Origin of the sequence: Streptomyces sp. CWNU-52B (assembly GCF_047444975.1) — a bacterium.
Taxonomy (GTDB): Bacteria; Actinomycetota; Actinomycetes; order Streptomycetales; family Streptomycetaceae; genus Streptomyces.
In genome coordinates this window covers 90,415-107,793 of sequence record NZ_JBLFJV010000020.1, presented here as the reverse complement: position 1 = coordinate 107,793, position 17,379 = coordinate 90,415, and the positions used below count along the sequence as shown (strand labels likewise).

The window sequence follows — 17,379 nt, the reverse complement described above, 5'->3', positions numbered from 1 at the left end:
CCCGCGCGGCGGAGCCGCAGCCCCGCGCGTCGAAGGCGCGGTCGGGGCCCCGCGGTGAAGGAGTCGCCGGGTCAGGGGCGTACCAGGAGTTGGAATTCGAAGGAGTAACGCGAGGCTCGGTAGGTGTGGGAGCCGAATTCGACGGCTCGGCCCGTGTCGTCGAAGGTGGTGCGCTGCATGGTGAGCAGCGGGGCGCCGGTGGCCTCGTCGAGCCGTTCGGCCTCCAGGGCCGTGGCGGCGCGGGCTCCGACGGACTGGCGGGCGCTGTGCAGGGTGATGCCCGCGCCGCGCATCAGCCGGTACAGACCGGTGGCCTCCAGCTGTGTGCTGTCGAGGTCGAGCAGGCCGGGCGGCAGATGGTTGCAGAGGTACGCCATCGGCTCGCCGTGGGCCAGCCGCAGCCGCTCCACGCGGTGCACCTCGCTGCCCTCCGCCACCGACAGCGAGGCCGCCACCTCCGCCGTCGCCGGGACGACGGTGTTGACGAGGACGTGGGTCCCGGGTCGCTGGCCGGCCGCCTCCAGGTCGTCGTAGAGGCTGCTGAGTTCCAGGGGCCGTTTGACCTGGCTGTGCACGACCTGGGTGCCGACGCCCCGACGGCGTACGAGGAGGCCCTTGTCCACGAGGGACTGGATGGCCTGGCGGACCGTGGGCCGGGAAAGACCCAGGCGTCCCGCGAGTTCGATCTCGTTGCCCAGCAGGCTGCCCGGGGTCAGGGCACCGCGCTCGATCGCCGCTTCGAGCTGCTGGGCCAGCTGGAAATACAGCGGCACAGGGCTGTTCCGGTCGACGCTGAGCTGGAGCGGCGCGGTCGGGTCCACATCTGGTTTGGGCACGGGGCCGAGCGTAACTCCGGCGCATGATGACGGGAAGTTGTGAGGTTCGATTGTCCGGACAAAGCGTTGACAGGGTGTAGGGTCCGCCCTCAGTTTGGTCCCATGCGCATCGGACTCATCGGGACGGGTCGTATCGGTACATTTCATGCGACCGCCCTCAGCCGCCACCGCGAGGTGGGCGGCTCCCTCATCGTCACGGACGCGGATCCCGCACGGGCACGCCGGCTCGCGGACCGTTTAGGTGCCACCGCGGCACCCGGCGTGGACGAGATCTTCACCTGGGGTGTGGACGCCGTGGTCATCACGGCGGCCACCTCGGCACACGGCGAACTGATCGGTCGGGCAGCACGGGCCGGACTGCCCGTGTTCTGCGAGAAGCCCATAGCTCTCGACCTCGCGGGCACCCTGACGGCCATCGCGGAGGTCGAAGCGGCCGGAACCATCCTTCAGATGGGCTTCCAGCGTCGCTTCGACTCCGGCTACACGGCAGCGCGCGAGGCGGTGCGTTCGGGCCGGCTCGGCCGGCTGCACACCGTACGGGCGATGACCTCCGACCAGGAACCGCCGTCGCCCTCGTTCCTGCCGCTCTCCGGCGGGCTGTACCGGGACACGCTGGTGCACGACTTCGACATGCTGCGGTGGGTGACCGGACAGGAGATCACCGAGGTCTACGCGATGGGGTCGGACGCCGGGCCCGCGATGTTCCGCGACGCGGGCGACATCGACACTGCGGCCGCCGTCCTCACGCTGGACGACGGCACGCTCGCCACGGCCACGGCGACCCGGCTGAACGGCGCCGGGTACGACGTCCGTATGGAGCTGGCCGGGGAGCTGGACCAGATCGGGGTCGGGCTCGACGACCGTACGCCGATCGCCTCCACGGAACCGGCGGGGCCGCCCGCCGCGACCAAGCCGTGGACGGGCTTCCTGGAGCGGTTCGGGCCCGCGTACGAGGCCGAGCTGCACGCGTTCGTCGAGGTGGTGCGCGGTGAGCGGGCCAACCCGTGCGACGGGCGCGAGGCGCTGCACGCGCTGCGGATCGCGGAGGCCTGCGAGCTGTCCCGGCGGGGGCGGCGGTCGGTCCCGCTGTCGGAGATCCCCGGCGGGCGGGAGTGACACCTCTGACACCTCTGAAGGTGTGTCCGTAGCTGCGGCGCCGTCGTGGCTGGTCGCGCCCACGCGGCGGAGCCGCGGATCGGCACAGCCCCGTGCCCCTGAGAGCCGGGGCTGTGCTCCGGCTCTCGCCTTTCAGCGGTCGTTCTCCTCCACGAGGCCCGCGTCGTACGCCAGCAGCGCGATCTGCACACGGTTGTTGAGGTCGAGTTTGGCCAGGATACGGGAGACGTGCGTCTTGACGGTGGCCACGCTCATGAACAGTCCGGTCGCGATCTCCGCGTTCGAACGGCCCCGGCCGACGGCCACGGCGACCTCGCGTTCGCGCTCGTTGAGCTCGGCCACGCGCGTACGGGCCCGCGCGTGCCGGGTGTCGGGCGCGGCGCCCGCGGCGTGTTCCATCAGCTGCCGGGTCACGGCGGGCGACAGCACGGGATCACCGGCCGCGACCCGGCGCACGGCGTGCAGGATCTCCGTGGGCGGGGTGTCCTTGAGGACGAATCCCGCGGCGCCCGCGCGCAGCGCGCGCAGCACCTGCTCGTCGGCGTGGAAGGTGGTCAGGACGATGACCTGGGGGGCGTCCGGGCGGCCCCTGAGCCGTTCCGTGGCGACCAGTCCGTCCACCGTCGGCATCCTGATGTCCATGAGGACGACGTCGGGGCGGGTGCGGTCGACGAGCGCCTCGACCTCGCTGCCGTCGGCCGCCTCGCCCACGATCTCCAGGTCCTCGGCGCCGCCCAGCATGAGGGAGAGGCCGGCCCTGACCAGCGGGTCGTCGTCGACGAGGAGCAGACGGATCGGAGTCATACGCCTACCGTAATGACGACCGGCTCAGCACTCAGCCCCAGGGCAGCGACGCGTGGACGAGGAATCCGCCGTTCCGCTCCGGCCCGTGGATCAGGTGGCCGCCCGCGAGCGTGGCCCGTTCGGTGAGACCGATGAGGCCCTGGCCCGAACCCGGGACAGGGGGGACGTCTCCGGGTGGCGGCGGGTTGCGTACGGAGACGGTCAGGCCGGCGCCCGGCGCCCCGGCCACGGTGACCGTGACCTCCGCGCCCGGGGCGTGCTTACGGGCGTTGGTCAGACCCTCCTGGGCGATGCGGTAGGTGGTGCGGCCCACCGAGGCGGGGACGTCCGCCGCGTCGGGAACCCGGTTGTCGAGGACGACCTTCATGCCCGCCTCGCGGCTCTCGGAGACCAGCCCCTCCAGGGCGTCGAGCGTCGGCTGCGGTCGCCCCGTGTCGTCGCCGTCGTCGTCCCCCGCCGCCCTGAGCACACCGATGATCTCCCGTAGGTCCTGCAGGGCTTCGTGCGCGCTCTCGCGGATCACTCCGGCGGCCCGTGCCACCTGCGCGTGCGGGGCGTCCGGCCGGATCTCCAGCGCTCCGGCGTGCACGCTGAGCAGCGTCAGCCGGTGGGCGAGGACGTCGTGCATCTCGCGCGCGATCGCCTCCCTGGCCAGCCGCTGCGCCTGCTCCGCCCGCAGCGCGGCCTCGGTCTCCGCCCGCCGCGCCCGGTCGCGCAGGCTCAGCATGAGCTGCCGCTTGGAGCGCGCGAGCATGCCCCAGCCGATCACCGCCGAGGTCAGCAGCGCGCCGAGGCCCACGGCCACGACGTACGGGACGCCGGGTTCGGGACGCAGCCAGGAGAAGACGGGGAGCAACACGAAACTGGCACCGCCCGCCCAGGCGACGTATCTGAAGGGTCTGTGCACGGCGAGCGCGAACAGGGCGACCAGGCCCGCGCCGGCCGCGGTGTTCGAGACGAACGAGACCGGGATCAGAGCCACGGCGAGGCCGACCGGCCAGCGCCGCCGCAGCCAGACGGCCGCGATGGCGAACGCGCCGAGCCACATGTCGAGGACCTCCAGCCACCGCGGGAGGTTCGGGTCGCCGTCCACCTGGTCCGCGCCGAGCGCGCCCACCCCGACGGCGATCAGGAAGAGGGCGAGGTCGACGGCCCAGTCCCGTGCGGTGCGCCGGGGGCGGCCCTTGCGGTCGGTGTGCTCCGGGTCCAGTTCCGAGGTGACGGCCGACGGCAGGAACCACCGGCGTACCGGGGGGTTCGGGGACTTCGGCGACGGCGCGGTCTGGCTCACAGTCGTCAACGCTACGCACCGGCGGCCGCCCGTACCGCCCCGGTGGCCCGATCGCCTACCAAAGTCGCAGGCACTCCAGACTTTCGGCGTGCCCCGCGCGCCCTACGCGCCCTGGGACGGCTCCTGCGGGAGCTCGTACGTGCCGTACTCCGGGCGGCCCGCCAGGTCGTACGTGTGGATGGCCACGCCCTTGCCGGTGACGCGTGCCGCGGTGTGCCGGAACGCGGTCGGTACGGCGCCCTCGGCGAAGAGACGGCGGCCCGTGCCGAGGACGACGGGGAACGACAGGAGGTGCACGGTGTCGATGAGGCCGAGCGCCAGCAGGGACTGCGCGAGGACGGCGCTGCCGTGGATCTGCACCTCCCCCTGCGTCCTCTCCTTGATCTCGCCGACCTCCTTGGCCAGGTCGCCGCCGATCACGGTGGTGCCGGCCCACTCGGGCTCCTTGAGGCTCGACGAGGCGACGTACTTGGGCAGGGAGTTGAGCTTCCCCGCGACCGGGTCGGCCGGGTCGGTCACCTTGGGCCAGTACCCGGCGAAGATCTCGTAGGTGCGGCGGCCGAGCAGGAAGGCGCCCACGCCGGCGAAGACCTCGTCGACGAACCGCCCGAAGTCCTCGTCGCCGTACGGGACGGTCCAGCCACCGTGCGTGAAGCCGCCGCCGCGGTCCTCGTCGGGGCCGCCCGGGGCCTGGTGGACGCCGTCGAGCGTGACGAACGCGGTGAGGGTGAGCTTGCCCATGACGGGTTCCTTCCATCGGGACCGCAGGACCAGGTGTCCTGCCATCAGCTCAGACTCTCCGCGCGCCCGGAACTCATCGCCCCGCGCCCCCTCAGATGTCCGCGGCCAGATGGCGCGGGGGACGCCGGTGGCGGCCCTCGGGCTCCGGTGCGAGCGCGATGCTGACGCGGGGAACGCGCCGGGTGATCAGCGACACCGACATCGCGCGGGACGCCGTCATCACCAGGACGACCACGAGGACGACCGCCGTCACCGCCGCCCCGCCCAGCGCGATGGCCGTACGAGGGCCCCACGTCTGCGCCACCCAGCTCGCGCCCAGGGTGCCGAGGAACCAGCCCGCGCGGTACACGAGCTGGAAGATCGCCACCACCCGGCCGCGGAACTCCGGCATCGTCTGGAGCTGCGCCAGGCTGAGCAGACCCGCCCGCAGGACGAGGGAGACCGCTCCGACCGGGAGCAGCACCGTGCCGAGCGTGAGCAGCGACGGCATGGCCGCGGTGGCGAGTTCGAGCATCCCGAGCAGCACGCTGCCCACCAGCACCGTGCCCAGCACGACGTCGGCGCGCCAGGTCAGCCAGCCCCCGACGAGGGAGCCGACGGAGATGACGCCGAGCAGGACGCCGTACGCCCCGGCCCGCTCCGGGAACTCATCGGCCGTCAGCAGGAGCAGCAGCGAGGGGAGACTCGTACCGAAGAGGCCGACGGTGCCGATGACGAGCAGCAGGAGCGTGAGGCCGGGGCTGTGCCGTACGTACCCCCAGGCGCCGAGCACCCGGGGGCGCCCGGCCACCCGCCGGGGACGGGTGTGCAGCTGCGCCGGGCGGACCAGGACGAGTGCGGTGAACATCGTCAGGTAGGAGAGCCCGTTCAGCAGGACCACCCCGCCCAGGCCCAGCGCTCCCAGGAGCGGGAGCGCCACGGCGGAGCCGACGACCAACGACAGGTTGAGGATGACGTTGTTCAGGGTGACCGCCCGCCGGAGCAGGGCGTCGCCCGCCATCTCCGAGACGAAGACCTGCTCCGTCGGCAGACCGATCGCGTTGATGCTGCCGACGCAGAGCGCGCTGACCACGAGGTGCCACACCTCCAGCGAGCCGCTGTACGCCAGCAGTCCCAGCAGCAGGGCCGACAGGGCGAGCAGGGAGTGGCTGCACAGCAGCACCCGGCGCGGCCGGAAGCGGTCGGCGGCCAGCCCTCCCACCTGGCTGAACAACAGCATCGTGAAGATCGGTGCCGCGGTGACGACACCGAGCACGAGGGCGTCGTGGCTGAGTTGGTACGTGTACCAGCCCAGTGCCACGAGCTGTGTGTTGGTGCCGGTCTGGGAGACGATCAGCCCGGTGTAGTAGAGCCGTGCGTTGCGGAACGAGAGAAGCCCCGGCGCCGGCTGGTCGGTCGGCTCGTCCGTCGGCTCGTCGGTTGACTCGTTCGTCATCCGGTGACCTGGGCGTACAGGTCGGACACGCTCTCCAGGAAGGCGTCGGCCGACAGCCGTTCCTCCGCCAGCGCTCGCACATGGCTCCGGTCACTGCCCAGCGCCTCACGGATGTCCGGCATCACGAGGGACGGATCGCGGTCGCTGACGGCGCCGGTGAGGTTGTACCGCATGAGGGAGGTCATGTTGTCCGCCGTGATGGGGCCGGCGTAGTGGTGGCCCGCGCAGAGGGTCGGGATACCCGTCGCCATGGCCTCCATCGCACCCCTCCCGAGGGAGATGACCACGTCCATCTCCCCGAGCAGCTGGGGTATCGACTGGCACGGCACATGGTTGATCAGGACGATCTCGCTGCCGAACCGGTCGCTCATGTCCCAGAACCCGGGGCCGTCGCCCACCACGTGCACGAGGACTTCCTCGCGGTCGATGTTCTCGACGATCCGGCCGAGGAACGCCTCGCGCCCGGAGTCCAGCCGGCAGTAGAGCAGCACCCGCGGTCGCCGCGCGCCGCTCCCGGCGAGGACGGCGGGGAAGCGTTCCATGTCCACGCCCTGGTGGACGAGGACGGCGCGGTCCGGGGGCAGGTATCCGCGTTGCAGCGACAGCGCGTTCTCCGTCATGCACAGGAAGCGTTCGCAGCGCGAGACGAGGTAGTCGGACGAGCGGCGGCCCGCGTGGTGCACGATCCTGAACGCCGGTACGTGCTCGTCGAACCGCGTCAGCATCTCGTCGGGCACCTCGTCGACCAGGATCAGGTCGGTCTTGCCCGACGGGTCGACCTCCTCCGTCACCGTGACGGAGTCCAGGCCGCGGAACGTCGAGGTCAGGGCGAAGCTGGAGAGGGAGTCGACGACGAGCCGCACGGCATGGCCCGCTCTGCTCATGGTCCTGATCAGGTCGAGGACGAAGCTCTGCTGACCGTAGGTCTGGTAGCGGCCGCCCCGGCTGTACTTTCCGTCGTAGATCGCGTTGCTGCCGGTGGCGAGCAGGTAGGTGATGTGCACGCTTCCTCATCGGGTCGCTGGGTGGGGGGCCAGGCGGCCGGACCGTCAGACGGACTTCGGGTACTGCTCGAAGCCGAACCGCCGGTCGAACTCGGCCTGGCGGTCCTTGTCGAAGAAGCGCACCATCTTGACCATCGGTCCCCAGCGCTCGTCCAGGCTCATGCCCTCGATGCTGAATCCGTGCTTCAGCTGGAAGATCATCGCCGTGCGGTTGCTCGGGTGGTGCTCGGACGTCACCCGCTCGTATCCGAGCGCCTCCAGGTACTCCAGCAGCTTGACGTAGCAGAGGGCGGCGACGCGCTGCGCGCGGTACTCGGGCAGCATTCCGCTCGTGCCCAGGTAGAAGGTGTCGGGGTCGGCCATCCGGCCCTTGAGCCACCCCATCAGCTTTCCGTCACCGTCCTCGATGAGGATCCGCTCCTGATGGAGTGTCCGGTACTGCGCGGTCAGCTCTTCCGACTTGGGGCGGTACGGGTAGGCGTCCCGCTCGGGGAAGACGGAGGCGTAGATCTCGCCGACCGCCTCCCGGAACGTCGCCTCGTCGACACACCGGCCGACTCCGTCGCTCACGCCCGGGAGGCGCACGGGAAAGAAGCGGGAGCGTATGTCGTCGATGGTGTCCGCAGTGCCGGGGATGCCGGGGGTTTCGAGGGTGTCGGACGAAGGCATGAGTCAGTTCACCTGGGTCTGTTCTGTGTCAGGTACGGATAGGACCGTGGCCGCGACGGACAGGGGAGGCCGGACGCGCGAGGGTCCCAGCGGTCAGCTGTTCGGACGTTCGGCGGTCGGGGATCTTCGCTGCGCGTGTCTGCGGCATCCGGTCCGCCGCTCGTGCCGCTGCCGGGTCGACGTGTCGTCGTGCAACTCGTCAACTCCCCGCCGCCGGCTGATGTCCCGTTCCGTTTTTCGCGTCACAAGATCTGATGGCCGATGCGACGGAACGGTTCCCCGCCGGGCCCAACAGTCCCGTTCGTCTCACCTGTTGGCTCCGCTGACTCAATGGCGGGCAGACAGAGGTGAAGGACACACCTCAGGAACGTGAACTCCCGTGGACCGCAAGGAACTTGACGCGCCCCCGCCCAGGCGGAGCCGGAGGCTCGGCGAGGGCGAGGGGTAAGGAGTTAAGGGGTGAGGAGTAAGGGGTGAGGAGTAAGGGGTGAGGCCGGCTGGGGCGGCAGGGGGGGCGGAGAAGGGCTCTCCGCCCCGCGTCCGTTCTCAGTCCCCGAGTTCCCGGTGCCGGGCCCTCATGTGTGCCGCGCCGTCCTCCGTCAGCGCGCCGAACAGCCGCAGCCGCGAGATCCCGCCGTCCGGGAAGATGTCCACGCGCGCGTGGGTGCCCACGGCAGGCTCCCCGAGGACGAACCGGTGGTTCGTGTCGGGCTGGAGACGGGTCCGCGGCAGGACCTCCGCCCACTCGCCGGACGAGCCGTCCCGCACACAAACGGACGCCCAGCCCGCCGAGTTGCCCTTCAGGTACGCCGTGTCGATCTCGATCGCACGGATCTCGGACCGCGCAAGCAGCCGGTAGCGGATCCAGTCGTTGCCCTGGTCACGGCGCCGCCGTGTCTCCCAGCCGTCGTCCATCTTGCGGGAACGGCCGGGCTGGACGGTGTTGGAGGCCGGTGAGTAGAAGCGGTCGGACGCGTCCTCGACCTGGCCGCCGTTCTCCAGGGCCACCACGTCGAAGGTGCCGAGGGCCGACAGCCACCGCGGGTCCGGTACGACCTCGCCGTGCACCCGAAGACGCGCGATGCCGCCGTCGGGGTGCTGCTTGACTCGGACATGGGTGATGCGCTGCTCGACGTCGACGGCGAACCCGTTGGCCGCGTGGCCGCCGACCTCCGTACGGGGGACGAGAGTTGTCCACTTGACGTCGTCGGCGAGGAGTTCCTCCGGGGACGGGAAGCCGGGGACCGAGGTCCCCTCGACGGACACCGCCTGCGGGTAGTTGCCGCGGAAGTGGGCGGTGTCGACGACGATGCCGCGTACGACACCGGGGGCGCCGAGGCGTACGAGGGCCCAGTCGTGGTCGTCGGCGGTGGGCCACGGATGCCCGGCGGAGGCACCGCGCCTGCGCCGTGTCTCCCAGCCGTCCATGATCTTGCCCTTGTGCCCGAAGTGCTCGGGGTCGAACTCGGCCCGTCCGGGCAGCAGCAGGTTCTCACGCTGGGCGAAGAACTCGTCGTTGGCGGCGATGACCCCGGCGCCGAGTTGCCGGCCCGCGAGGTCGGCGTACCGGGTGAAGGGGAAGTCGGCGGTGCGGTGGTCCGCGTACGGGTCGCCGCCCCCGTAGGGCTTCGCGTCGCCGGTGAAGCGGGTCGAGGCGGGTCGCTGCTGCTCCGTCACGGTGATCAGGTCTTCCTTTCGGGGTCGGCCGCCGCGCGGACGTTCGTGCCCGCGCGGATACGCACTACGCCTGGCGGGAGAGGAGTCGCCCGCTCGGTTCGGTGAACTCGCCCTCGGCCGCGACGCGTTCACCGCGCAGCCAGGTGGACCTGACGACGCCGTGCAGGGTGCGGCCCGCGTACGCGGTGATCCGGTTGCGGTGCTGGAGCGCCGCCGGGTCGACGGTGAAGGTCTCCTCGGGTGCGAGAACCGCGAAGTCGGCGTCGCGGCCGGCCTCGATCGCACCCTTGCGGTCGTCGAGGCCGACCAGCCGGGCCGTGCTCGCCGACATCCAGCGGACCACGTCCTCCAGGCCGTGTCCGCGCCTGCGGGCCTCGGTCCATACGGCCGACAGGCTGAGCTGGAGCCCGGAGATGCCGCCCCACGCGGTCGCGAAGTCGTCGGTCTTCAGGTCGGCCGTCGACGGCGAGTGGTCGGTGACCACGCAGTCGATCGTGCCGTCGGCCAGCGCCTGCCACAGCAGGTCCTGGTTGGCGGCCTCACGGATGGGCGGGCAGCACTTGAACTCGCTCGCCCCGTCCGGGACCTCCTCGGCGGTGAGGGTCAGGTAGTGCGGACAGGTCTCCGCCGTGACCCGTACCCCCTCGCGCTTGGCGGCCGCGATGAGCGGGAGCGCGTCGCTGGACGACAGATGCAGGACATGGACGCGGGCGTCGAGGAGCTTCGCCTGGGCGAGGAGGTTCGCGATGGCGGTGTTCTCGGCGTCACGTGGCCGCGAGGCCAGGAAGTCGGCGTACTTCCGGCCGCTCCTCTGCGGGGCCGCCGCGAGGTGGTGCGGGTCCTCGGCGTGCACGATCAGCAGTCCGTCGAATCCGGCGATCTCCGCGAGGGAACGGGCGAGTTGGTCCTGGTCCAGTTCGGGGAACTCGTCGACCCCGGAGGGCGACAGGAACGCCTTGAAGCCGAAGACTCCCGCGTCGTGCAGGGGGCGCAGGTCCTTGACGTTGCCGGGCAGGGCGCCGCCCCAGAACCCGACGTCGATGTGTGCCTTGGCGCGGGCGACGTCCTTCTTGGTGCGGAGGTGGCCGGCCGTCGTGGTCGGCGGGAGGGAGTTGAGGGGCATGTCGACCAGCGTCGTGATGCCGCCGGCCGCCGCGGCGCGCGTGGCGGTCCAGAAGCCCTCCCACTCCGTGCGGCCCGGATCGTTGACGTGCACGTGGGTGTCGACGAGACCGGGCAGCAGGACGTCGTCGCCGAGGTCCTCCAGGCGGGCCCCGGCGGGCACCTCGGCGTCGTGCGCGAGTACGGCCGTGATCCTTCCCGCGGCCACGGCGACCGAGGCCGCGCGTGTCCCTTCGGGGGTGATGACGCGCGTCGAGCGCAGAACCAGTTCGACCAAGCCGCCACCGGACACCGGGACCCCTTTCGCCGTTTACGTCCACGTAACGGAATTCAACGTTCTGTTGAAGGAGTCTTCACTCCGCGCCGCACGCCGTCAAGAGTCACTTCCTCCCGCCGCAACCCGACCGGCGATCACTGGACGTTTCCACTCACCGGAAATACACTTCCGCACGGCAGAATTTAACCACGGGAGGCCATGCGGTCAATCAACTGCCGGGTAGGCTTCCCACCTGCCTGCCCGCCTGAAAGGACCCGCACCCGTGCCGACGTCCAGCGCCAGCGACGCCCCTGCCGATGCCGCCGCCAAGCCGGCCGTCGGCGGTGGCGTCCAGTCCCTCGAGCGCGCCTTCGACCTGCTGGAGAGGATGGCGGACGCGGGCGGCGAGGTCGGGCTGAGTGAGCTGTCCGCGAGCAGCGGGCTGCCGCTGCCCACCATCCACCGCCTGATGCGCACACTCGTGGCCTGCGGTTACGTCCGTCAGCAGACCAACCGGCGGTACGCGCTCGGCCCGCGGCTGATCCGGCTCGGCGAGTCGGCGTCCCGGCTGCTCGGCACCTGGGCCCGCCCCTATCTGGCCCGCCTGGTCGAGGAGACCGGCGAGACGGCGAACATGGCGCTGCTCGACGGCGACGAGATCGTGTACGTGGCACAGGTGCCGTCCAAGCACTCCATGCGGATGTTCACCGAGGTGGGCCGCCGGGTGCTGCCGCACTCCACCGGCGTCGGCAAGGCCCTGCTCGCCCACGTCCCCGACGACGAGGTGCGCGCGCTGCTGTCCCGCACGGGCATGCCGGCCGCGACGGACAAGACCATCACGACACCCGACGGGTTCCTCAGCGCCCTCGAAGAGGTGCGCCGCGCCGGTTACGCGGTGGACGACAACGAGCAGGAGATCGGGGTCCGTTGTCTCGCCGTCTCCGTGCCCGACTCCCCCACCGCCGCGGCGATCTCGATCTCCGGGCCGGCCGGACGCGTCACGGAGACGGTCACGCAACGGATCGTGCCGGTGCTCCAGCAGGTCGCGGTGGAGCTGTCGCAGGCGCTGGCGAGTTCGGGCCCGGCCGCCTGAGCGGCCTCGCCCGACGTTCGCCCCGACGACTCAGCGGCGCGGCGACTCTCCGAAGAGCTCGATCGCGCCGCGTACGGCGGCGAGACCGGCGGCCAGCGCGCTGACCGAGCCGATGGAACCGGCGACCAGCAGCAGCGAGCGACGCAGACGCGGTATCTCGGGGGCACCGCCGCCCGCCATCGCGGCGAGCGCCGCGAGTTCGTCCTCCGCGATACCGCGGTCCGGGAACTCGACCGGATGCGCGGCGAGTTCACGGCGCAGCCTGGACACGGCGGCCCGCAGCTCCGCCACTCTCGGATCCTCGTCGCCGCCGGTCACTGACCTCTGCCCCAAGTGTCCCAAGCCCCGCAACACAGCTCTCCCCCTCGCGCGCCCTGGCGCGCACGACATCGCCTTCTCCCGCCCCGGCCGTCCCGTGGCGCTGGTCGGACGCCGGGGACGCGGGCCAGTAAACGCCACGCGGTGCGGTGGGCGCCACTCCGCGGACCGAAATTCAGACCCCGGACATCCCGTTCTCCCGTGCCGGTCAGGTATGCAGGAGGAATGACGGACAACCACGGCCACGTAGCCGGACTGCTGCTCGCCGCGGGCGGCGGGCGGCGCCTCGGCGGACACCCCAAGGCCCTTCTCGAACACCGGGGGCGCCCGCTGGTGGAGTACGCGGCAGGGGTACTGCTCGCGGCGGGGTGCACCCGCGTCCACGTGGTCCTGGGGGCGCGGGCCGACGCCGTACGGGACCGGGCCGAGCTGCCCCCCGGATGCGTACTGGTGGACAACCCGGACTGGGCGGAGGGCATGGGCTCCTCGCTGCGTGCCGGACTGGAGTCGCTGCGGGGCTCGGGGGCACGGGCGGCGCTGGTGTCGCTGGTCGACCAGCCCGGCATCGGCCCCGAGGCGGCGGCCCGGCTGCGCACCGCCTACCGCTCCCCCGCGACGCTGGCCTGCGCCTCGTACGAGGGCAGGCGCGGCCATCCGGTCCTGCTGGGCGCGGACCACTGGGCGGGCGTCGCCGCGAGCGCGACCGGCGACCAGGGAGCGCGCTCCTACCTCAAGGCGCACACGGACGCGATCACACTCGTCGAGTGCGCGGACGTGGCGCGGCCGTACGACATCGACACGCCGGCGGACCTCGCCCACCTCGAGTGACATGTCAGGTGGCAGCAGCCCGGTGGCACTGAGCGCCACCTTCGCTCGATCCTGAGAGTCTCGACGTCAACAAATTATTGAACTTCCACTATGAGGAAACTAGTATCCACTGTTCAGAAGCGCCCGACCTCTCCACGGGCATCCACCGCCGTATCCGGTCGACCGGCACCCGGTGCCACGTTCGCTGAAGGAAGTGACCGCTCATGTCCGCACCAGCGCCGTCCCCGCTGGCCGTCGTCGGCGCCGAGCCCCTGCCCCGGCAGGAGGAGGTGCTCACCGACGAGGCCCTCGCCTTCGTCGCCGAGTTGCACCGGCGGTTCTCGCCCCGCCGTGACGAGCTGCTCGCCCGCCGCGCCGAGCGCCGAGCCGAGATCGCCCGTACCTCCACGCTCGACTTCCTCCCGGAGACCGCCGCCGTCCGCGCGGACGACTCCTGGCAGGTGGCCCCGTCGCCCGCGGCGCTGAACGACCGCCGGGTGGAGATCACCGGGCCCACCGACCGCAAGATGACCATCAACGCGCTCAACTCGGGTGCCAGGGTGTGGCTCGCGGACTTCGAGGACGCCTCCGCGCCGACCTGGGAGAACGTGGTTCTCGGCCAGGTCAACCTGATCGACGCCTACACCCGCCGCATCGACTTCACGGACGAGCGCACCGGCAAGTCGTACGCCCTCAAGGCCCCGGAGGAACTGGCGACGGTCGTGACCCGCCCACGCGGCTGGCACCTGAACGAGCGCCACCTCGTCGACGCCGACGGCACCCCGGTCCCCGGCGCCCTCGTCGACTTCGGGCTGTACTTCTTCCACAACGCCCAGCGCCTCCTCGACCTCGGCAAGGGCCCGTACTTCTACCTCCCCAAGACGGAGTCGTACCTGGAGGCCCGCCTCTGGAACGAGGTGTTCGTCTTCGCGCAGGACTATGTCGGCATCCCGCAGGGCACCGTCCGCGCGACCGTCCTGATCGAGACGATCACGGCGGCGTACGAGATGGAGGAGATCCTCTACGAACTGCGCGACCACGCCTCGGGGTTGAACGCGGGCCGCTGGGACTACCTCTTCTCCATCGTCAAGAACTTCCGTGACGGCGGCCGGAAGTTCGTCCTCCCGGACCGCAACGCGGTGACGATGACGGCCCCGTTCATGCGCGCCTACACCGAACTCCTCGTCCGTACCTGCCACAAGCGCGGGGCGCACGCGATCGGCGGCATGGCGGCGTTCATCCCCTCGCGGCGCGACGAGGAGGTCAACAAGATCGCGTTCGAGAAGGTCAAGGCCGACAAGGACCGTGAGGCGGGCGACGGCTTCGACGGCTCCTGGGTCGCGCACCCGGACCTGGTCCCCATCGCGATGGCCTCGTTCGACGCGGTCCTCGGCGACAGCCCGAACCAGAAGGTCAGGCTGCGTGAGGAGGTCGACGTGAAGGCCGCCGACCTCATCGCCGTCGACTCACTCGACGCCAGTCCCACGTACGACGGGCTGGTCAACGCCGTGCAGGTCGGCATCCGCTACATCGAGGCGTGGCTGCGGGGGCTCGGCGCCGTCGCGATCTTCAACCTGATGGAGGACGCGGCCACCGCGGAGATCTCCCGCTCACAGATCTGGCAGTGGATCAACGCGGGCGTCGAGTTCGAGCACGCCGGGAACACCGTGAAGGCCACCCCCGAACTGGCCCGTGAGATCGCGGACCGGGAGCTGGCCGACATCCGCGCCGAGATCGGCGAGGAGGCCTTCGCGGCCGGGCGCTGGCAGCAGGCCCACGACCTGCTGCTGACGGTCGCGCTCGACGAGGACTACGCGGACTTCCTGACGCTGCCTGCGTACGAGCAGCTGACCGGCTGACCGGTCCGTCACCGCGCGCCTCGTCCTACCGCTCCGAGTGGCCCAGGGATCTCTCCGGGGCCACTCGGTCGCGTACCAGGCGCTTCACGGCCGTCGGCTCGGGGAAACCCTGCTCACGGCGGTCCCAGACCACCTCGTCGTCGACGCGTACGACGAAGACGCCCCCGCTGCCGGGCTTGAGCGCGAGCTCGGTCAGCTCCTGCTCGAAGGTGGTGAGGAGTTCCTGGGCGAGCCAGGCGGCGCGGGGCAGCCAGCGGCACTGGGTGCAGTACTCGATCTGCACGCGGTGCGGCTGCCCGGCCGTGGTCGCGGAGGGCGTGTCGTCCGTGGTCGCCGAGGGTGTGTCGTCCGTGGTCATCCGAGGTGTACCGCCCCATCCTGTTCCACCTGTGGTCTGCCGTGCAGGTCGGGGACCTGCTTGAGCCAGTTCGGCCGGCCCTGCCGGGTCTTCGCGGCCCGGAGGGCGTCCTCGTCGGCGAGCTGCGCACGGGTGGGGAAGTCCGTCGGAAGCCAGACCGCGGAGGCCCGGACCCGGGCCAGCAGGTAACCGACGTAGGCCTCGCGGACCTCGTCGGGGGTCGCGAAGCCCGGCTCGTCGGCGAGCCAGGCGTCGGGCACCTCGGCCGTGATCGCGCGCAGCAGTTCCTCCGTCACCCTGGGCGCGAGGTCGGTGTCCGCCGCGCGGGTGTCCGGGGTGTGGCCACCGAGCGCGTGCCGCCGGAAGTCGTAGACCTTGTCCGGTGACGAGGCGTCCCAGCGGTGGTGGAAGACCAGCGCGGCGCCGTGGTCGATCAGCCACAGCCTCGGGGGCGCGACACCGAGCGTGGGCCAGATCATCAGGTTCGAACTGTGCGTCGTACGGTCCACGTTGGCCGTGAGGGCGTCCAGCCAGATGATCCGGCCCGCCTCCAGGGGGTCGACGTCGAACGCCTGGGCGACCTCGGGTGTGAAGTCCCGGGCGCCCGACAGATAGTCCATGCCGAGGTTGATCCCGGCGCTGGCCCGGAGCAGGTCCTGGATCTCCTGGTGGGGTTCGTCCCCGGCGACCTCCGGGTCGAAGTGCACCAGCACCAGCTCGGGGAAGCGCAGTCCCAGAGCGCGCGCCAGCTCGCCCACGATCACCTCGGCGACCAGCGCCTTGCGGCCCTGCGCGGAGCCCGTGAACTTGACGACGTACGTCCCCAGGTCGTCCGCCTCGACGACCCCCGGCAGCGAGCCGCCCTCACGCAGGGGCGTGACGTAGCGAGTGCCGATCACTTCTCTGAGCATTTTCCCAGGCTATCCGAGCGATTCCCCGGTCCGCGCGCGTGTTTTCCCGGGGGCCGCCGCTCGGGCGAACGGTGCCGAGCCGTGTCAGGAGAACCGGTTCCGGTACTCGGCGGGCAGGATCCGCAGAACGCGCAGGAACGCCTTGCGCATGGTGGCCTCCGTGCCGAAACCGGCGTCACGTGCGATCGCTTCGGGACCGCGGGCGGTCTCCGTCAGCATGCGGGCCGCGGCGGCCACCCGGGCACGCTCCACGTACTCCCGCGCCGACATGCCGACCTGGGCGCGGAACAGGCGGGTGAACTGCCGCTCCGAGAGGCCCGCGTGGCCGGCCAGCGCCCGGAGCGTCAGGTCTCCACCGGGACGCGAGGAGATCAGGTTCTGCACCTCGCGCAGCGCGGGGGTCCGCGCGTCACGGGCTCGTAGGGCACCGAACTGCGCCTGGCCACCCGGTCTGCTCACATAGGTGACGAGGGAGCGGGCGACGAGCTGGGAGACCTCGCGGCCCAGGTCCTCCGCCACCAGCGAGAGCGCCAGGTCGATGCCGGACGCTCCGCCCCCGGCCGTGGTGATGTGGCCGTCCCGCACCACCGTGTCGCGGGAGTCGACGTGCAGGCCCGGATGGCGACGGGCCAGTTCCGCGGAGAACTCCCAGTGGGTGGCGGCTCTGCGGTGGTCGAGGATCCCGGTCCCGGCCAGGGCGAACGCCCCCGTGCCCACCGACGCGACCCGCCGGGCGCGCCTCACCAGTGTGCCGAGCGCGTCAGTGGTCCGCCGGTCGAGCGCGGGAACTCCCTCGGCGCCCGGCACGATCACCGTATCGACCTCGGCCACGTCGCCGACGGCGCGGTGCGCCAGCACGGTGAGCCCGCTGGACGTGCGCACCGGGGCCCCGTCCGGGGACACTGTCAGAACCTCGTACCGGAACCCCGCGACGGCCGCCGCGTCGGACGCGTTCGCGGCCGAGAGGACGTCCGCGGGACCTGAGACGCCGATGCTCTGCACGCCCTCGAAGAGCGGCACGACCACCGTGTGCCCCGGGCCCGGTTCACACCGACTCTCCATCGCCACCTCGCTGTCGTGTC

General features: G+C 71.4%; 17 protein-coding genes. 4 read left to right on the top strand and 13 right to left on the bottom strand.

Features of this window, described 5'->3' with window-relative positions; genetic code table 11:
• Positions 1-71 precede the first annotated feature (71 nt).
• Positions 72-821 (bottom strand): GntR family transcriptional regulator, encoded by a 750-nt coding sequence (locus tag ACLVWQ_RS20925; protein ID WP_414110568.1) that lies wholly within the window; start codon positions 819-821, stop codon positions 72-74.
• A gap of 117 nt (positions 822-938) precedes the next feature.
• Here ACLVWQ_RS20925 and ACLVWQ_RS20920 point away from each other — a divergent pair, with 117 nt between their 5' ends.
• Positions 939-1,952 (top strand): Gfo/Idh/MocA family oxidoreductase, encoded by a 1,014-nt coding sequence (locus tag ACLVWQ_RS20920; protein WP_414110538.1) that lies wholly within the window; start codon positions 939-941, stop codon positions 1,950-1,952.
• Between the two features lie 132 nt (positions 1,953-2,084).
• Here the strand turns inward: ACLVWQ_RS20920 and ACLVWQ_RS20915 are convergent, their stop codons facing one another.
• The 8 genes from ACLVWQ_RS20915 to allB all read right to left on the bottom strand — a co-directional run bounded on the left by ACLVWQ_RS20915 (position 2,085) and on the right by allB (position 10,972).
• Entirely contained in the window at positions 2,085-2,756 is a 672-nt protein-coding gene (locus ACLVWQ_RS20915) for a response regulator (RefSeq protein ID WP_414110536.1), read from the bottom strand.
• Positions 2,757-2,787: 31 nt separating this feature from the next.
• Entirely contained in the window at positions 2,788-4,047 is a 1,260-nt protein-coding gene (locus ACLVWQ_RS20910) for a sensor histidine kinase (RefSeq protein WP_414110534.1), read from the bottom strand.
• A gap of 102 nt (positions 4,048-4,149) precedes the next feature.
• Entirely contained in the window at positions 4,150-4,788 is a 639-nt protein-coding gene (locus ACLVWQ_RS20905) for a dihydrofolate reductase family protein (protein ID WP_414110533.1), read from the bottom strand.
• A gap of 91 nt (positions 4,789-4,879) precedes the next feature.
• Positions 4,880-6,223: an MFS transporter gene (locus tag ACLVWQ_RS20900; protein ID WP_414110532.1), complete on the bottom strand. Its 1,344-nt coding sequence runs from the start codon at positions 6,221-6,223 to the stop codon at positions 4,880-4,882.
• Complete coding sequence (locus tag ACLVWQ_RS20895; protein WP_414110531.1) at positions 6,220-7,227, bottom strand: hypothetical protein; 1,008 nt, start codon at positions 7,225-7,227, stop codon at positions 6,220-6,222. The genes ACLVWQ_RS20900 and ACLVWQ_RS20895 overlap by 4 nt, the downstream gene beginning before the upstream one ends.
• A 45-nt stretch (positions 7,228-7,272) precedes the next feature.
• Positions 7,273-7,896, bottom strand: coding sequence for an N-acetyltransferase family protein (locus tag ACLVWQ_RS20890; protein WP_414110529.1), 624 nt, complete (start codon positions 7,894-7,896; stop codon positions 7,273-7,275).
• Between the two features lie 546 nt (positions 7,897-8,442).
• Entirely contained in the window at positions 8,443-9,582 is a 1,140-nt protein-coding gene (gene alc, locus ACLVWQ_RS20885) for an allantoicase (RefSeq protein WP_414110567.1), read from the bottom strand.
• 55 nt (positions 9,583-9,637) lie between these two features.
• Positions 9,638-10,972: an allantoinase AllB gene (gene allB / locus ACLVWQ_RS20880; protein WP_414110528.1), complete on the bottom strand. Its 1,335-nt coding sequence runs from the start codon at positions 10,970-10,972 to the stop codon at positions 9,638-9,640.
• Positions 10,973-11,234: 262 nt separating this feature from the next.
• Between allB and ACLVWQ_RS20875 the strand changes: the two genes are divergently transcribed.
• Positions 11,235-12,044 carry an IclR family transcriptional regulator gene (locus tag ACLVWQ_RS20875; protein WP_414110526.1) on the top strand — a complete coding sequence of 270 codons (810 nt, stop codon included), beginning with the start codon at positions 11,235-11,237 and terminating at the stop codon, positions 12,042-12,044.
• 30 nt (positions 12,045-12,074) lie between these two features.
• Here the strand turns inward: ACLVWQ_RS20875 and ACLVWQ_RS20870 are convergent, their stop codons facing one another.
• On the bottom strand, positions 12,075-12,362 hold the full coding sequence (locus ACLVWQ_RS20870) for a DUF5955 family protein (protein WP_414110525.1): 288 nt from the start codon (positions 12,360-12,362) through the stop codon (positions 12,075-12,077).
• 225 nt (positions 12,363-12,587) lie between these two features.
• On the opposite strand from ACLVWQ_RS20870, the gene ACLVWQ_RS20865 reads away from it, so the two are divergent.
• Together ACLVWQ_RS20865 and aceB are read left to right on the top strand one after the other, a co-directional pair.
• Entirely contained in the window at positions 12,588-13,190 is a 603-nt protein-coding gene (locus ACLVWQ_RS20865; protein ID WP_414110523.1) for a nucleotidyltransferase family protein, read from the top strand.
• Positions 13,191-13,393: 203 nt separating this feature from the next.
• Complete coding sequence (gene aceB / locus ACLVWQ_RS20860) at positions 13,394-15,028, top strand: malate synthase A (RefSeq protein WP_414110522.1); 1,635 nt, start codon at positions 13,394-13,396, stop codon at positions 15,026-15,028.
• A 25-nt stretch (positions 15,029-15,053) separates the two neighbouring features.
• On the opposite strand, the gene ACLVWQ_RS20855 is transcribed toward aceB, so the two are convergent.
• The 3 genes from ACLVWQ_RS20855 to ACLVWQ_RS20845 form a co-directional block, all read right to left on the bottom strand.
• The gene (locus ACLVWQ_RS20855) at positions 15,054-15,386 is read right to left on the bottom strand and encodes a SelT/SelW/SelH family protein (protein ID WP_414110521.1); all 333 of its coding nucleotides are present in this window, start codon (positions 15,384-15,386) and stop codon (positions 15,054-15,056) included.
• Positions 15,383-16,297, bottom strand: coding sequence for a HipA family kinase (locus ACLVWQ_RS20850; RefSeq protein WP_414110520.1), 915 nt, complete (start codon positions 16,295-16,297; stop codon positions 15,383-15,385). Before ACLVWQ_RS20850 ends, ACLVWQ_RS20855 begins: the two co-directional genes overlap by 4 nt.
• An 84-nt stretch (positions 16,298-16,381) precedes the next feature.
• Positions 16,382-17,359, bottom strand: coding sequence for a GlxA family transcriptional regulator (locus ACLVWQ_RS20845; protein WP_414110519.1), 978 nt, complete (start codon positions 17,357-17,359; stop codon positions 16,382-16,384).
• Between the last annotated feature and the right edge of the window lie 20 nt (positions 17,360-17,379).